Raw genomic sequence first — 16,427 nt, forward strand, 5'->3', positions numbered from 1 at the left:
ATAAAGAAGTAGGGTGCGCCTAGCGCACCTTACCGCTATAAGTAAATACAACGTCCTTGATAAAATTAGGTGGTTAAAACCCCTCAAAAGTTAAACTTTCGTTGGCTGCTAGACTCAGCTTAGCCGAACGTCCTTCGCTGACTAAAAAATAAAGGGTATTTCAGCCGGGTTGATATAAAATGGTGATGGCAATCGGTGCGATCGCACATTGATGAAAAAATTAATCTTATTTACTCTATATCTGATTCCTGTCCTCTTATTAATCGGATTTGTATCGAATTTTAGCGTTAACGTTCCCGTTGATGACGAGTGGAGGTTAGCTAGCCTTTTTGAAAAAATAGCTGCGGGAAATGTAACTTTTAACGATTTTTGGGCTTTGCACAGCAACCACCGCATACTTTTCCCTAAAATAATTATTGCGGTGCTGGCTTTTGCTTCCCGATGGAATATTAATTATCAGTTGTGTCTCAGCATAGGTTTGGCTGCGATAACTTTTATCGCTATGTACAAGTTATCCTCGATGCAAGTTAAGACTGTCGCGGATGATTTGTGGCATTTAGCTAATATTTTAACTTGTATTTTGCTTTGCTCTCTAGTTCAGCACGAAAACTGGCTTTGGGGATTTCAATTAGCGTGGTTTTTCGTAAACCTTTGTTTTGTAGCTGCGGTTTATGCGCTGGTTTCAAATCACAAATTATTGCCTAATATTAGAATCTCTCTTGCTGCTGTATTCTGCTTTGTGGCGAGTTTTTCGCTCGCTCAAGGCTTGCTGTCTTGGTTGGCTGCGATTCCGGCTGTGGCGGCTTTAGAAGGAAATGCGGCGCAGAAAAGAAAAAGACTTATTGTCTGGATACTGCTGTTTGCGACAACTTGTGCTGTTTACTCAATTGATTATCATCCCAGTCGGAAAACAAGTATTATTTCATTGTTGAATAAGCCCCTGCTGGTAATTGATTACTTTTTGAGTCTGTTGGGTTCCCCAATTGTGCGATCGCCTGGAATTTCCGCATTGGTTGGATTGCTAATATTTGCCACTTTCTTATTTTGGGGATTCCACTTTGGGAGAAAGATTACCGAGCATCGTGAGGCTTTACCTTGGCTGTCAATAGGTTTGTTTTCGGTTTTATCGGCTCTGTTTATTACGGCTGGTAGGGCAGAATTTGGGGCGATTCAGGCGATTGAATCGTCGAGATATACGACTAATTCGATATTGCTGTTAATTGCTTTGGTTCAGCTCGGTCAATTGTTTGTCCGAGGTAAGATTGCTACCATAAATCGCACCTATAAGTTTGTTTATCGGGTGTTAGCAGGGCTGTTAATTGGGATAATTTTTGTTAACTCTCAACAGGCGATCGCCCAATCTCGCTCAGCACTTCTTTACAAACAAGGCGCTCAAGATTGTTTGCAGTTAATTAACTATCTGGAACCCTCGGATTATTTCAAAAATTCGCCGGAAAGCTGTTTGAGGGTGCTGAGCAAAAAAACTTGGCTGGTAAGAGAAGGCGCTGCAATTATCGACAAAATAGGTTGGATAAAGTTCGCGAAAAATATAGAGTTTATTTCTAATACCGAGAAAGTGTACGGCTATTTACACAAACCTCAAACCAGCAATAAATCCTTGACTGTTAAGCAAAATGATGCTGTCAAGGCTGCTGGTTGGGCGGTTTTGCCAGAAAAATTGCAACAGCCGAATATTGTATTGCTATCTCTGGGCGACAAAAAATCTTTTTTTGCTAACGCTTATGTAAATTTGGACAGTCCCGATATAGCTAAAAGTTTAAAATCTGAGTTATACAATAATGCCAGGTGGGCTGTTGATTTGTCGGATAATAATTTGCCGATCGCCCAAACGGAAATTAAAGCTTGGGTGTATAATCCTGTTGACAACCAGTTTGTCCAGTTGCGTGGAGGATGAGGAGTGAAAATTTCTGTGATAATACCAGCCCACAATGAGGAGGGCTGTTTGTACGGTACTGTGCGGGCGATCGCCCAGACGCTTGATTTAGAAGGCATTCCGCACGAAATTTTGATTGTCAATGACAACAGTGTCGATCGAACTATTGATATTTGCCAGGAGTTGTCAGAGACTTTTCCCACAGTTAGATACATCAACAATCAACCTCCCAACGGTTTCGGATTTGCTGTGCGCCGGGGATTGGCAGAATTTGACGGAGATGCTGCAGCAATTGTGATGGCGGATGCTTCCGACGATCCCATAGATTTGGTAGCAGGATACCGCAAGTTGCAAGAAGGATATGATTGCGTTTTCGGTTCCCGCTTTATTAAAGGTGGCTTTATAGTTGATTATCCAATTCACAAGTTAGCAATTAACCGTTTAGCAAACTGGTTTGTCAAAAGTATTTTCGGCTTGCGCTACAGCGATGTCACCAATGCTTTTAAAATTTACCGCAGAGAAGTAATTGAAGGCGTACAACCGATTTTGAGCCATCATTTTAATTTGACAGTGGAACTGCCTTTAAAAGCAATTGTTCGGGGTTTTTCCTATACGGTAATTCCTCTGAGGTGGTACAATCGGACTGCTGGTATTTCTAAGCTGAAAATCAAAGAGATGGGCAGTCGATATTTGTTTATTGTCTTGTATGTCTGGCTGGAAAAACATCTCTCACGCGGCGACTACCACCGCACTAGAAAGATAGCAAAGTTGAAAGTGAATGCCTGAGAGAATTTTAATTGTTGGTGGTGCGGGTTTCATCGGCAGTTGTTTGGCAATTGGCCTGAAGAAACTGCACCCGGAATGGCAAATAATTTGTTTAGATAACCTGCGTCGCCGGGGTTCGGAATTGAATCTGCCTCGGCTTAAAAGTTGCGGGATTCAGTTTGTTTACGGGGATATTCGCACAGCGGCGGATTTAGATCCAGTTGCACTCAATGCTGACTGCATTATAGATTGTGCTGCAGAACCTTCTGTGCTGGCTGGTTTTAGTTCGCCACAGTACGTTTTGCAGACGAATTTACTGGGAACTGTGAATGTTTTGGAGTTGGCGAGACAAACGGGTGCGAGTTTGCTGTTTTTGTCTACCAGTCGGGTTTATCCGATCGCCAGTGTCAAATCTGTTAAGCTGTTAGAGTTGCCGAATAGATTTGCGATCGCCCCTGAGCAAACTTTACCCGGTATATCGGAGTTAGGCATATCAGAAGACTTCCCATTAAAAGGACACCGTTCGCTTTACGGAGCAACTAAATTAGCTTCGGAATTGCTGATTGAGGAATATAGGGAAGCATACAATGTGCCGGCAATTATTAACCGCTGCGGGTTAATTACTGGTGCTTGGCAAATGGGTAAAGTCGATCAGGGAGTTTGCGGTTTGTGGGTGGCGGCTCACTATTTTCAAAAGTCGCTGAATTACATCGGTTTTGGTGGCAGCGGGAAGCAAGTTAGGGATTTACTGCACGTTGAAGATTTGTTGAGGTTAATTAATTATCAGTTAGAACATTTTGCTGAATTTGACGGCGAAGTTTTTAATGTGGGCGGTGGTTTGAGCAACAGTCTTTCTTTGGTTGAGACAACTGATTTGTGCCGCAAAATTGTGGGTAAATCGATTTCAATTAATCCTGTTTTGGAGGAACGCGCGGGGGATATTCCGATTTTTATTACTGATTCTTCTAGGGTGATGGAGAAAACAGGATGGCGGCCTGTTATTGGGCCGGAAGCGGCTTTGCAGGATATTTATGATTGGATTGCTGCTAATGAGGTTGTTTTGAGTTCGATTTTGTAGGGATTTTTTAACCGCAGATGCAGGGGGATGTGTTGTGCAATTTGGTAATAAAACCATTTATTCTGCGGTAGGGAAACGGCTTTTGGAGTGTCCGGTATTAGGACACGGCAGTGCCATTTCCCTACATAAATTTATACATAACCCTATTTTTTAAATCAGACGAGAGCCAATTATATCTCAATTATTGCCCGATTAAAACATGAGGAATTACCGCTCGCAGATATTGAACGCGATTCAGCATTCATCCCCAAACTTCTGTCAAATCTAAGACAAACCCAGGTAACACATCTTCACCGGACAAACTAATAGGATTTTCCAAGGCTTCTACATCTTGACTTGACCTGTAAATCTCCACTTTTTTGTTTTTCCGATCTATCAACCAACCCAAACGAGCGCCATTGTTCATACACTCTTTCATCTTGGCTCGCAACGGTTCCATGTTGTCAGTTTTAGAACGGAGTTCTACCACAAAATCAGGACACAAGGGAATAAAACTTTCTTTTTGTTTTGGGGTGAGCCCGTCCCATCTTTCTTGAAGCACCCAAGCAGCATCGGGAGAGCGATCGGCTCCATTGGGTAAGTGAAAACCAGTAGAAGAGTTAAACGCTTTACCTAGTTTAGTTTGACGGTTCCACAACCAAAGTTGTCCTTCTATATCGAGATTTCTGTATCCTGTTTCGCCTCCGGTTGGTGGATTCACGATTAACTCTCCTTGTGCTGTTCTTTCTAATTGTAATTCTCGGTTGGCGATCGCCAATTCAACGAATTGCTCGCGGGTAACGGTGAGTGTTAGTGTCGGCGGAATATTCACAGCAATGGCGCGGGATGTTTGTGTCATCATTTTTTTCCTAAAATTGATGCTGTTTTAGCAAATTTATCCTGATTTTGCCCAGCCCAAACTACAGGAATACTTGCAAATTTTATTATAACAATTGAAATAGTCTAGGGGCGGCGATCGCTTTTCCCGATCATTAATTGTTTGGTGTCGATGCTTTGACAAACATTTGCCCTCCCAAAAACCGCCACAACAAAGGCAAGTTCAAGTAAACTTTTAACAGCAAAGGCGAGGCAGGTCTGCCTTTAGTCGAAAACGGTAAAAATCTCGGTATAATTAAGTCGATTTCAAACCCGACTGTTTGTAACAGTTCTTGCAGCGATAAGTGGGTAATTGGTAATTGATGATCGATAAAATCGTAATACTCTTTGAAAGAATATTTAAAATTTGGTTGGACAACTAAGAGAGAACCCCCTGGCTTAAGCGCCTCAAAGCAAAAGGAAAGAATTTGGATTAGTTCTTCTTTATTGCGGAGATGTTCAAAAAAGTTAGAGATAAATATCCGGTCAAGTTGTCCGCTAAAAGCTGGTTGATCGTCAAAAGTTAACACATCAATGTTCAGCACTTTAACATCAGGATTGGCAAATAACTTGGAATCGGGATTGAGATCAATTAAATATTTTTTTTTAGCCCGAATTTGATTTATAAACTCGCAGTAACCCCCGCCTATATCTAAAACTGCTGATTCGGGAGGAACATAATTTTGTAAAAATTCGTCAATTAAAACTTTCCATAGTGCCACCTTGGCTTGCAGTTGTCGGGAATCAAATCGATTGGCGTACAATTTTTTGAGATATGTGTCGGCTTTCATAGTAAAATAGCAGAGACTGAGTATGAGTTTATCACTTTCACAGCTAACTATGAATGTTATATCTACCGAAATACCGGAAGTTCTGATCATTGAGCCGAAAATTTTCGGAGACGATCGCGGTTTCTTTTTTGAGAGTTTCAATCACAAAGCTTTTGTCGAAAAAACAGGCGTGATAGCCGAATTTGTTCAAGACAATCATTCCAAATCCTCTAAAAATGTGTTGCGCGGTTTGCACTACCAACTGCAGCAGCCTCAAGGCAAATTGCTGCGGGTAGTTGCTGGCGAAATATTTGATGTAGCGGTGGATATTAGAAAAAGTTCGCCGACTTTTGGGCAGTGGGTTGGCTGTTTGGTGAGTGCAGAAAATAAACGTCAATTTTGGGTGCCGGCGGGATTTGCTCACGGTTTTTTAGTGGTTTCGGAGACGGCTGAAGTTTTGTATAAAACTACAGATTATTATGCACCAGCACACGAGCGGTGTATCCTGTGGAATGACCCCGATTTGGCGATCGACTGGCCGCTAGATGGTGCCCAACCAATCTTATCAGCTAAAGACCAAGCTGGACAAACGTTGAAAACAGCTCAAGTGTTTTGATTATGAAAATTTTACTCGCAGGTGGCAGCGGACAGCTAGCTCAAGAATTGCAGCCGATTTTATTATCTTCGGGAGAGGTTATTGCGGTCGATCGCACTCGCCTCGACTTATCCCAACCGGAAAGCATCCGTCAGGCAATGGCTGAAATTCAACCGGATTTAGTCGTCAATGCGGGTGCTTACACTGCGGTAGACAAAGCAGAAAGCGAACCGGAATTAGCAAACGCCGTCAACGGTATTGCACCCGGAATTCTCGCAGAAGAATGCGAAAAACTGGGAGCAAGTTTGATGCACTTTTCCACTGATTATGTATTTGACGGTAGTCACGGTTCTGCTTATCTGGAAACAGATTCTACAAACCCGCTGGGAAGTTACGGGAAGTCGAAATTAGCAGGAGAGGAAGCAATTCGGAAAGCCGGAAACCGCCATATTATTATTAGAACCGCGTGGGTTTACGGCAACGGTGGCAAAGGTAATTTTGTCAAAACCATGCTGAGGTTGGGAAAGGAAAGGGAAGAAATTCGAGTAGTAGCAGATCAGATCGGAAGTCCTACTTGGACGGGCGATTTAAGTGCGGCGACTTCGCAAATTATTCCTCTCCTTGGGCAAGAAAGTTTTGGGACTTACCACTACACTAACAGCGGTGTTTGTAGTTGGTACGATTTTGCCATCGCCATTTTTGAGGAAGCAGCACAACTCGGTCTTCCCCTAAAAGTTCAGCGCGTAATTCCCATCACCACCTCCGAATACCCGACACCCGCAAAACGTCCGGCTTTTTCTGTCCTCTCTACGGTAAAAATATCAGCACTTCTAGGCACGTATCCTCCCCACTGGCGGCAAGGACTCAGACAAATGCTGGCAAGAGAAGTGAAATAAAAAATTGAGGAAGACTCAAAACGCGAGGGCGAGTTTTGTTCATGAGTTACCTGTTATATGCAAAGTTTCTCACCTAAACTCGCCCCTACCAATTAATAAAAATCTCCCCATGTCTGAATCCATGAAAGTTAAGCAACAATATATTTTAATTGCCGCATCCGTTCTCGGCATTCTAATACCAGCGTCATATATTTTGTACTTGATATCCCAAGCGGGAGACTTGTCTAATTTTGATTATTGGTGGATGACATGGAATTTTTATTCGGTAGACGGTTTGTCTACAAATCCTTTTAATTGGATATTTCGGGCGAACGAGCATTTTGTCTTGATTCCGGCAATTATTTATGGCTTGAATATAGTTATTACCCAAGGTTCAAATATTGGTTTGTGTTTAGTTGCCTGGTTCTTGGCTTGGATTCAGTGCCACGTATTAATTGCTCTGCTGCCGTTAAAATTGAGGCGTTTTCCCCTGCAATTTATCTCGCTACTCCTTTGCATTTCTATTTTTAATTTTACTCCGGCGGCGGCTCACAATTGGATGCGGGGATTCAGCGGCGTTCACTGGATAATTGCTAATTTATTTGTGATTTGTTCGATATTTTGTTTGCAATCCTATGTGACAGTTTTGTTGAATCAAAGGGAGGCAGAGCCTGCTGATATTCATTCCCAGGCAGATCCTGGTAACGAGTTTGTAGGGGCGGTGCCCCCGTGCCCGCCCCCGCATTTACAAAATAAGTGGGTAATTGGCAGCATTGTTTTTGGCGTTTTAGGCTGTATTAGTTACAGCACTCCTTTAGCTTTGTGGCCGATATTGTGTGCTGCTGCTGTTGTGCTGCGGTTTCCTCGGCGAATAACTTATTTGTATTTCATTGCTTCGATTGCCGTGATTGGCATTTATTTTTTAACTTATAAAACTCCATCTCATCACCCTTCTTTAACTAAAATTAACCCGCTCAAAACTCTTGAATATATTCCCACTTATCTCGGCGGAATTTTTAGTGAAAATATTATTGTTGCTTCAATTATTGGTATAATTGGTTTGATTGCAACGACGGGTTTTGTGAGTTATTGGCTATTTGTAAAAAAGGTCGCTAGACCGGATTGGCTGCCTTGGCTATCAATCCAACTTTACACGCTGCAAACGGCGTTAATGGCCGCTGTTAGTCGATCGGGATTTGGCGTCGAACAAGCCACCGCTTCCCGCTACGCCACACTCCCAGCTTTGTTTTGGATGAGCACAATTGTGCTGACAGTATTGTGGGTGCGCGAGTTGCAGCCAACACCAAGAATTCAAGGGCGTTGGCGGACACCGCTGTTTGCAGTCGCCACAGTCGCCATTATTTTAATGTACGGGGTGGGAGGCGAAACTGCAATGACGATCGCCCACAGAGCAACCTATCAACCGTTAGTAGCATTATCACTGCAATTAGGCATCACCGACGTAACGCTAATTAAAGACCGCGTAGGCAACAAACCCGCCGCTTTTGTCGGGTTAATTGACGCCTTAAAAACTAACAACTTAGTGCCATTTAACCGAGACATAAAAAAACACAATTTTTGTGCAGCATTAGACACAAAAATCGACGAAAATTTACTGTCAGCACCCAAAGACGGAGTACCCGGATATTTTGATACAGCCACCAAACTTGCACCAACAGCAGCGAGAGTAATTGGCTGGGTAGGAGACCCCGAAAACAATGTAAAATGTATTGCCATTCTCAACCACGAAAATGTCGTTCGAGGTTTCGCCATGTCAGGATTTCCCCGCCCAGATTTAGTTAAATTGTTTGGCCCTTCCTACGAATTCGCAGCTTGGAGAGGATACATTCAAACATCACCAACAGATAAATTGTTGACAGCCTATGCCTCCTTTAAAAACCGCAAAGGTTGGGTAGCCTTGCGAAACTCCCAAGTTATCAATAAAAACTAAAAAACCTCTCCTTCTCCTCCTCTGCGCCCTCTGCGCCCTCTGCGGTTAATAAAAAAAATCTCATTGACAACACAAATGAAATAAAATATCTCTATGCCAAAACAACTCAGCTTCGTAATCCCAGTTCACAACGAAGAAGCTACCCTCAAATTACTGTTTGAAAAAATCCAAATTGTCATGTCCCAAACCGGAATTGACAGTTACGAAGTCATTTTCATAGATGACGGTAGCCGCGATTATTCCTGGCAAGAAATCACAGACTTAGCCAGCCAACATCCCCAACTCATTAAAGCGATTAAAATGCGCCGCAACTTTGGCAAATCCGCCGCACTTTCAGCAGGATTTCGCAATGCAGCAGGGATAATTATCTTTACTCTCGATGCTGACCTTCAGGATGATCCCGCTGAAATTCCCAAATTTTTACATCATTTAGAATCGGGATTTGATTTAGTTTCCGGTTGGCGAAAACAGCGGAACGACCCGCTTTCTAAAACTTTACCTTCCAAGCTGTTTAATGCCGTTGCGTGTTTGCTGACAGGGGTGCAAATGCACGATATGAATTGCGGTTTTAAAGCTTACCGTAGGGAAGTTTTGCAGTCGATTAAATTGTACGGGGAATTGCACCGCTACATTCCAGCTTTAGCAAACAATTTAGGGTTTAAAATTGGGGAAGTAGTTGTAGAACATCATCCGCGAAAGCACGGAAAATCGAATTACGGCTGGGAACGCTATGCGCGGGGATTTATTGATTTGTTGACGGTGTTAGCCACGACGCAGTATTTACACAAACCGGGTCATTTGTTTGGGGGTTTGGGATTGTGTTTTGGCTTGGTTGGAACTGTTTCGCTGAGTTATTTGATAGTTATTTGGTTTCTGAATTTGGCGGGGATGAATTTTGGGCCGATCGGGAATCGACCTTTGTTATTTTTTGGGATTTTGTGTACAATTCTGTCGGTGCAGTTGATTTCTTTGGGGATTTTAGCTGAGTTGATGGCGCGGAATGTGGATGCTGATTATGTGGACAAGCAAATTAGCGAAATTATTGATGATTCGGGTTTTGATATTTAACCGCTGATTAAGGCGGATTAACGCTGATTAACGCAGATAAATCGGATCTTGAAATTGCTTCTACACAAGCAAAGTCTGCCTTTGGAGACTAAGATAAAAGTCATATTTGGATTTAACAAGTTTTACGAATTACCTATGATCTAATTTTAAACAGTATCCATTTGCCTTCTTGCTCTACTATTTCTCCGTCAATATTTGGATGCCAATCGCTGCGAGTCAGGATATAATCGGCATGATAGTTTCTGGCTACTTTGACTAAATCCGCACTGCTGCGTCGGATGAATAAGTCATTTCCTCCCCAAATCATTTGCGGGTTTAAGGGAATCCCTAAAACAGCTTCCATGCGATTTTGCCATTCTTTGATGCCTTTTTCGGTAAAGGGGAAGTTCTTGAAGTTGACGACAATCGCTCTTTCGGAGAAAAACTGGAATCTGGTAACTGAAGGTGGAATTAATACGAGCGAATCGCGGCTGCTAATTTGCGAAAATCGCACAGCTAATCTGCTTAAGTCGTCGCTGGAAAGGGCATTGATATTAACTCTTGTTTGAAATACATTTAATATAGGTTTGGGCAGAATTCCTGCTACTCCCAAAACTAAGGTGGCGGTAGTTATTAAGGCTAATGTGTGAGTTAGAGTCTGTTTTATAGATTTAGCAAGGGATGTTTCTTCTAAAATGAATGGGAAGGCGAGGATTGAGAAAAGGACTGGGATGCTAATTATTCGATCGCCCATTATTTCCCATGAATCAGTCACCGGATATATCAAGCTGTAAATTACCGTTCCTACTGCTAAAATCCACAACAATATATTATATCGTTTGGGAAATACGTAATTTTTTGTTTGCCAAACTGATAATCCTAAGAAAATGATGCCCCTAAAAGGCAAAGTTAGTACAACTAACAGCAACAAGCTAATAGCTATTTGTTTGTCTCTGTAAAGTCTATCGACCATCAAAGCAACAGCAATAAATATAATTAGTTGAGCAAAAGGTACGGTTCTAGCTAACTGTAGTTTTGCGATAAAAGCCACCGGGTAAATTTCTACAAATATGTAATTTAGAAACAATCCAAAAATGGATGTACCAACAATGATATAAAAATTAACCTTGTCTTCTTTTGGCAGTAAATCGGAATTTTTGAGGCACAGCAAGCCACCAACTATAAAACATATAAAGTTGAACCAATTCCCGACATCCCAATTTGACGGGAGGATGTGGTGGGGGTTGCGGACTTTCGCATGAATGTAGACAAACTCGGCGTTGTCGATAGTGTAAGTGCTGGTAGTACCTGTTAATAACATCGGTACGTAAACGATACTTGCCATTGCTGCTAAAAGTGCGATCGCCAAAATCAATGTTTTAAACTTCCGCTGTCTTACAGATTCAATAAATAAAACGGGAACCATCATCAATCCCGGCAACAAACCAACTAAAAATTGCAGCAGACAAGCCAGTCCAAAAAATAAATATCCGCTCAGCCATTTCTGGCGCAAACTAAAGTAAATTCCCCAGATGGCGAAACCCATTGCGAAGGTACTGGGTACTGATTTTGTGGAAAATATAAGGGTGTTACCAACATCTGTAAATGAAGCCGCTATACATAAAAAAGCCATCGCTGCTGCAGGCAGTTTGGAATTAGTATAGATATTGAGAATTGCGTAGCAAGCTACGATAAATGAACCGAAGGCTAGGAATTGATAAATAAAGTGCGCTAGGGGAATGCTTGTTCCTAAGTTGGCGAGCAAATAGATAATATAATAATAGTAATATCTCGGATTAAACTTAACCATTTCCTGAACGTAATAATCATTTTTATACAGTTCAGGATTTAGCATAAGTTGAATGGGTGGCACTTCCGGGAAATTGCCTCCAATGGGGAAAATATAACCAGTGGCAATCAGGGAGCCAATGATGACAAAAGTATAGAGAGATAGATTAAAATACCAGTGAGATTTTGGGTGTTTTTGCATTGACGGTTCAACTTACCTACTGACAGCTAAATTGTTAATCTCCAGTCGGCATTGGTTTGTTAAATCCTGTTTGCTGCTACTCAATACCTCAAGCAGCAGATAAATGGGATTTTTGCCCTCAACTAATAGATTTAAGCCGATCGCACTTTTGTGACTATAAGCCATCTCTGCTGAGTCTATTAATTTACCTTGCTTGTCCCACAAAGTCAAGAGCAGGGCAACTGCCGGACATTGTTGGTTCGGTAAATTGAGTTGACCAGTAACTTTCGCTTTGTCTGAAATGGAACCTAAATACAGGAAAGATGTATCGAGTTTCTTGCTATTTTTAATTGGATGAGTTACAATTTTATAGAGGTTATCCGATTCTTGAGTTACTGAATAATTGGCACTTGTGTAGATTGACTGATGCAAACTAATCCAATCTAACTGTGTACCAGGTCGATCGCCTATTTGTCGCTGCATCGCCTCCAGAGTTCTAACTGCCGTTGCTGTATCAGTCGGCCGCATCCTCCGGTAAACGCTGACAGTCACGCCGTTTTCTAGCTTAAACTGTTCCGGTAGCAATTGGAAATCGCGGGAAATTTCCCACTTTTGAGTAAAGGCATCGTACACAACTTTAACAACATCTTGTTCGTGCGATCGCAAAACTTGTTCGTCAGTCGGTAACACCTGCTGAAAAGGTACAGCAACCACCGCATATTGTGCCTGCAACAACTCCGGTAGCGGGTAAGTATCGCGCGAGTCAATTTGCGGCCTCCCGATTGTATTTAATTTCCACCAACCCTCCGGCGGGTTTAATTTTCGGTTAGCTTGCCTGAGTATGTTAGCATTGAAATTGTTAGAAGCACCGACAATATAAATTGGTTCTTCATTCGGTGCTAATTTTCGCAGAAACTCTACTAATTTTACAACTTCGTCGTAGTCCGATCGCACTAACGGGGGAAAATTAGCCATAAACAGTCTTGACAAATCAATTTTGAGAGGAATTAACCCGACTGCGGCATTCAAAACCAGGTACAAACCCGCGGCGCCCAGCATGAAATACCGAACTTTTCCCTTGAGTGTCAGCCAAGTTGTCCAGAAAAATGTGGAGAGTCCCAAAAGTGCGATCGGTGTAATATGAATTGTATAGTGCAAGTAGCCGTAACGCAACACTAACAGCCATTCAATCAGCGACAGAACCCCAAACAAAGAAACAAAAATAACCGCCGCCGGAACCAGGATTCGGGCGAGAATTCCCGCAGAAAAACCAATCAGTACCAGCAGCCAAGTTCCCAAACCGTAAAAATCAGCATAACGAGTTAAAATATCATTTACAGGCAAACTCCAAGCGACATACAAATTGCGGTAGTCAACCGTCAGAGCACTGCGAGTAAAATCTCCCGCTACCAACATTAAAATAGTCAAGCTAGTTGCAGCTATAAAACCCAATTTGATGCCGGATTCAAACAAGCATCTGTAGGGAAACGGCAGTGCCGCGTCCTTGTCTTTTGAAGACGAAAATGCCCATTTCCCAGGGTATATTAGTACAATAAATTCGATGAAAGCCTGTAAACTCGCTGCACCAAAAAATGCGATCGCACTATAAGCAAAATGACGCCGCAACAAAATCGCCGCCGCCAGCAAAAACCCAATTAATGGGATTTTCCACCAAGATTTCAGCTTAACATCCTGCAAATAAACCAAAATTGCCAAGGCTACAAACACACAGCCGCCAGTATCCAGATATCCCCGCAGAGTCGGTATCCAACTCATCGGAATTAATAAACTCAGCAGCACAGTTAACCAAAACACCCGGCGGGGATAAACTGGGATTAGCTTTGCAGAAATTGCCCCCAGCAACAGGCGAAACGGCAGCACATAAATCAGGGATACGCTGAGAATGTAACTCAGCCGAGACTCGCCAAATAAGAGAATAAACGGCATTAACGGCAGAGAAATTAACAGGTTTTTTTCCTTAGATAGCGATTCTATAACTCCGCGCCATGCTTTATCTGGTGAGTCTCGAAATAAATTTGCCGTGTTGACTGTAGCGGTATTGTATCCCGCGTAATCCCACCAATAAAAAGTATGTTCCCTAGATACATAGATTGATGTTACTGCCACTGTGACGAGAACAACTAAAAACAAGAAAAACCCATCAATCAGAAACTTGCGAGGCAATTTAAAAGAAACAACATCAAATAATCCCATCAGTCTAGCAACCCTAAATAACTCCTAAACTTCCTCTTTATCTCTTGCTTTGCGCCCTTCGCGGTTCGTTAACTTACCTTAAAACAGTATCTACGATAAATTATGAAAAAAGACTTTATTAAAACCTCTATTTTCAGATTAATAACATATCTAATTTTTCCAATTTTTTTATCCACCACCACGGCTGAAATTGTCTTGCGAGTTGCGGGATACAAACCCTGGCAAATAGAAAATGTTGATGTTGCGGTCGAACCAAAAGGTAACTTTTTTACCAAAGACTCGGAACTTGGCTACAAGCATTTTCCGGGAAAATTCAAGGTGATACTTAACGGCAATTACTCATTTAATGCAACTCATCTCAATAATAGTCTCAGAATAACACATCCACTCACTACTTACAATCAATCCTCAAAAAAACCTGAATTTTGGATATTTGGCTGTTCTTTTACCTACGGTTGGTCATTGAATGACAGCGAAACTTATGCTTGGTTGCTGCAAGAGAAATTACCCCAATATGAAATAGTTAATTTTGGAGTTAACGGCTACGGCACGCTGCACTCGTTGATTCAATTCAAAGAAGCACTCAAACAAGCAAATAAACCCAAAATTGCGGTGATTGCTTATGCGGGATTTCATGACCGCCGCAATACTTTGTTAAGGGCGAGAAGAAAGCAAATGGCTGCTTGGAATAAACTCGGTATTTTATTCCAGCCCGATGCTAGGCTGAATGGAGAAAATAATTTTACCTACAAGATGGCAAAACTTGAATATCGCGAATTCCCGCTGATGCGGGTTTCTGCATTAAGCCATTTTTTGGAGGTTAATTACAATCAATTTGAAGAGGGATTGTATAGAAGTCATGAGGTTTCTCAGGCAATTATTAAAGAGTTTAACCGTGTGGCTGAGGCTAATGGTGTTAAGTTAGTTGTGGCGGGAATTAATGCGGGTTCTGCTAAGATGTTGGGGGAGTTAAGTCAGGAGGGAATTGCTACAACGGATATTTCGGTTGATTTGAAAATACCTGCCAATAATAATTTACCTCATGACATTCATCCAAGTGCGATCGCGAATCGGCAATATGCAGAAAAGCTGGAAGGTTTTTTGCAAGGGGCGGGTTTCACCAACCATATCGGCGTAAGACCAACAATATAATAAACCCGCCCCCGCCCAACGAATAATCGGAATCTACATTTTTTTCCATGATCTCAAACATCAGGTTAATCTAGATTATCGGCTGTGTGGGGGCGGGTTTATCTAAATTGTTTGTGAACCTCAAATATTGTTTGTAAAACCCGCCCCTACAGGCAATTGTAGGGGCGGATTTCACCAATTATCTATGTCTAAAACAAACAATCTCGTAAACCCGCTCCCGCCCAACCGATAGATTAATTCCTAATAACCAGGCTCCTCCTCATACTCAGGAGTCTTAGTTTTCTCAGGGATATTCACCCGAGGAGCCTGGTAAGGCTTCGGTGCCTCATCGTCAGCCCAAGCATCAGCCTCCACATCATCCTCGTACTCCACCACCGGCTGCTTCGGGCGAGAAATCTCAGGGCGAGTGTATTGCGGCTTCTCCTCGTACTCCTCCTCCTCGTAATCGTCCTCCTCGCCGCCCCAATTATCCTCTTCGTAATCCTCGTAATCCTCGATTTGCTGCTGCTGAACCTGCACCGCGCGCATCGGAGGCTGGCGAACCGCAGGCCGATTCCACTCTAAATCCTCATCCCAAGGAACTTCCTCCACCGCAGGCGCGGCTACCCGGCTTCGCATTTCCGGTGCAGGTATCCGCACGCCCGGACCCAATTGATTTCCCGTCGCCACGGGTTTCGGATAATAACCTGGGTCGTCCTCTTCTCGTTCCCAAGGTGCTTGGCCCAAACCAACGCGCTCCAGCAAACCTACACTAAGCTGCCTGAGCCTTTCCTCGGAACCTTCAAACACAATCAAGCGATTCGGGCCGCTGCTGACAATTTCTTCAATCCCCAACTCGTAAGTGCTGAGAACTTGGTCGGGGATTTGGGGGATTCCCAAGGAAGCGATAATTATAGAAACTAACTTACCGTCTTCGGGGTCGAACCTAAAGCCCCGCACTCTACCCAAAAGTTCGCCGGTTTCGGTAATAACTTCGCTGTTAATCAAAATGCTGTAGACTTCAACATCAACATCATCTTCGATCGCGCTCTCATCTTCCACCAACAGCACGTCGCCGATTTCACTGACATTGCTGAGGAACATAAACTTCGGCATTCCAGCGACCGCGAATATATTATCACGCAGACCGATCGCCACAACTTCCCGCCGATCGATGTCCACCCACAATTGACTAACCACCCCCAAGCGTTTACCTCTGTCGCGGGTGATGACTTGAGTGCCGAGAAGGTCGGAGCGTTGGCAGATTTGTTCGGATGTCATTC

Annotated in this window: 13 protein-coding genes; 8 read left to right on the forward strand and 5 right to left on the reverse strand. The window is 42.8% G+C overall.

Features of this window, described 5'->3' with window-relative positions; translation table 11 throughout:
- Window positions 1-211 precede the first annotated feature (211 nt).
- From NDI35_RS04915 to NDI35_RS04925, 3 genes are read left to right on the forward strand one after another with little or no spacing between them, the layout of a single operon-like run.
- Complete coding sequence (locus tag NDI35_RS04915; RefSeq protein ID WP_445311733.1) at window positions 212-1,915, forward strand: hypothetical protein; 1,704 nt, start codon at window positions 212-214, stop codon at window positions 1,913-1,915.
- 3 nt (window positions 1,916-1,918) lie between these two features.
- Window positions 1,919-2,680, forward strand: a complete 762-nt coding sequence (locus tag NDI35_RS04920; RefSeq protein ID WP_333081288.1) for a glycosyltransferase family 2 protein — start codon at window positions 1,919-1,921, stop codon at window positions 2,678-2,680.
- Entirely contained in the window at window positions 2,673-3,737 is a 1,065-nt protein-coding gene (locus NDI35_RS04925) for an NAD-dependent epimerase/dehydratase family protein (protein ID WP_445311734.1), read from the forward strand. Before NDI35_RS04920 ends, NDI35_RS04925 begins: the two co-directional genes overlap by 8 nt.
- Window positions 3,738-3,978: 241 nt before the next feature.
- On the opposite strand, the gene NDI35_RS04930 is transcribed toward NDI35_RS04925, so the two are convergent.
- Both NDI35_RS04930 and NDI35_RS04935 read right to left on the reverse strand, forming a co-directional pair.
- Window positions 3,979-4,578 carry a Uma2 family endonuclease gene (locus NDI35_RS04930; protein WP_445311735.1) on the reverse strand — a complete coding sequence of 200 codons (600 nt, stop codon included), beginning with the start codon at window positions 4,576-4,578 and terminating at the stop codon, window positions 3,979-3,981.
- A 130-nt stretch (window positions 4,579-4,708) separates the two neighbouring features.
- The gene (locus NDI35_RS04935; RefSeq protein ID WP_445311736.1) at window positions 4,709-5,383 is read right to left on the reverse strand and encodes a class I SAM-dependent methyltransferase; all 675 of its coding nucleotides are present in this window, start codon (window positions 5,381-5,383) and stop codon (window positions 4,709-4,711) included.
- Between the two features lie 49 nt (window positions 5,384-5,432).
- Here NDI35_RS04935 and rfbC point away from each other — a divergent pair, with 49 nt between their 5' ends.
- From rfbC to NDI35_RS04955, 4 genes are all read left to right on the forward strand, one after another.
- The gene (rfbC, locus tag NDI35_RS04940; RefSeq protein ID WP_445311737.1) at window positions 5,433-5,978 is read left to right on the forward strand and encodes a dTDP-4-dehydrorhamnose 3,5-epimerase; all 546 of its coding nucleotides are present in this window, start codon (window positions 5,433-5,435) and stop codon (window positions 5,976-5,978) included.
- 2 nt (window positions 5,979-5,980) lie between these two features.
- On the forward strand, window positions 5,981-6,853 hold the full coding sequence (gene rfbD, locus NDI35_RS04945; protein WP_445311738.1) for a dTDP-4-dehydrorhamnose reductase: 873 nt from the start codon (window positions 5,981-5,983) through the stop codon (window positions 6,851-6,853).
- Between the two features lie 109 nt (window positions 6,854-6,962).
- Entirely contained in the window at window positions 6,963-8,783 is a 1,821-nt protein-coding gene (locus NDI35_RS04950; RefSeq protein WP_445311739.1) for a hypothetical protein, read from the forward strand.
- 93 nt (window positions 8,784-8,876) lie between these two features.
- Window positions 8,877-9,851, forward strand: coding sequence for a glycosyltransferase family 2 protein (locus NDI35_RS04955; protein ID WP_445311740.1), 975 nt, complete (start codon window positions 8,877-8,879; stop codon window positions 9,849-9,851).
- A gap of 133 nt (window positions 9,852-9,984) precedes the next feature.
- On the opposite strand, the gene NDI35_RS04960 is transcribed toward NDI35_RS04955, so the two are convergent.
- Both NDI35_RS04960 and NDI35_RS04965 read right to left on the reverse strand, forming a co-directional pair.
- Window positions 9,985-11,820 carry a DUF6798 domain-containing protein gene (locus NDI35_RS04960; RefSeq protein WP_445311741.1) on the reverse strand — a complete coding sequence of 612 codons (1,836 nt, stop codon included), beginning with the start codon at window positions 11,818-11,820 and terminating at the stop codon, window positions 9,985-9,987.
- Window positions 11,821-11,832: 12 nt separating this feature from the next.
- Window positions 11,833-14,013, reverse strand: a complete 2,181-nt coding sequence (locus tag NDI35_RS04965) for a hypothetical protein (RefSeq protein WP_445311742.1) — start codon at window positions 14,011-14,013, stop codon at window positions 11,833-11,835.
- Window positions 14,014-14,115: 102 nt separating this feature from the next.
- Between NDI35_RS04965 and NDI35_RS04970 the strand changes: the two genes are divergently transcribed.
- Window positions 14,116-15,165, forward strand: a complete 1,050-nt coding sequence (locus NDI35_RS04970) for an SGNH/GDSL hydrolase family protein (protein WP_445311743.1) — start codon at window positions 14,116-14,118, stop codon at window positions 15,163-15,165.
- Between the two features lie 240 nt (window positions 15,166-15,405).
- Here NDI35_RS04970 and NDI35_RS04975 read toward each other — a convergent pair whose 3' ends face one another.
- Window positions 15,406-16,425, reverse strand: coding sequence for a PRC-barrel domain-containing protein (locus tag NDI35_RS04975; protein ID WP_445311744.1), 1,020 nt, complete (start codon window positions 16,423-16,425; stop codon window positions 15,406-15,408).
- Between the last annotated feature and the right edge of the window lie 2 nt (window positions 16,426-16,427).

The organism is Microcoleus vaginatus FACHB-2002, assembly GCF_040004035.1.
In the GTDB taxonomy this organism is placed as follows: domain Bacteria; phylum Cyanobacteriota; class Cyanobacteriia; order Cyanobacteriales; family Microcoleaceae; genus Microcoleus; species Microcoleus vaginatus_C.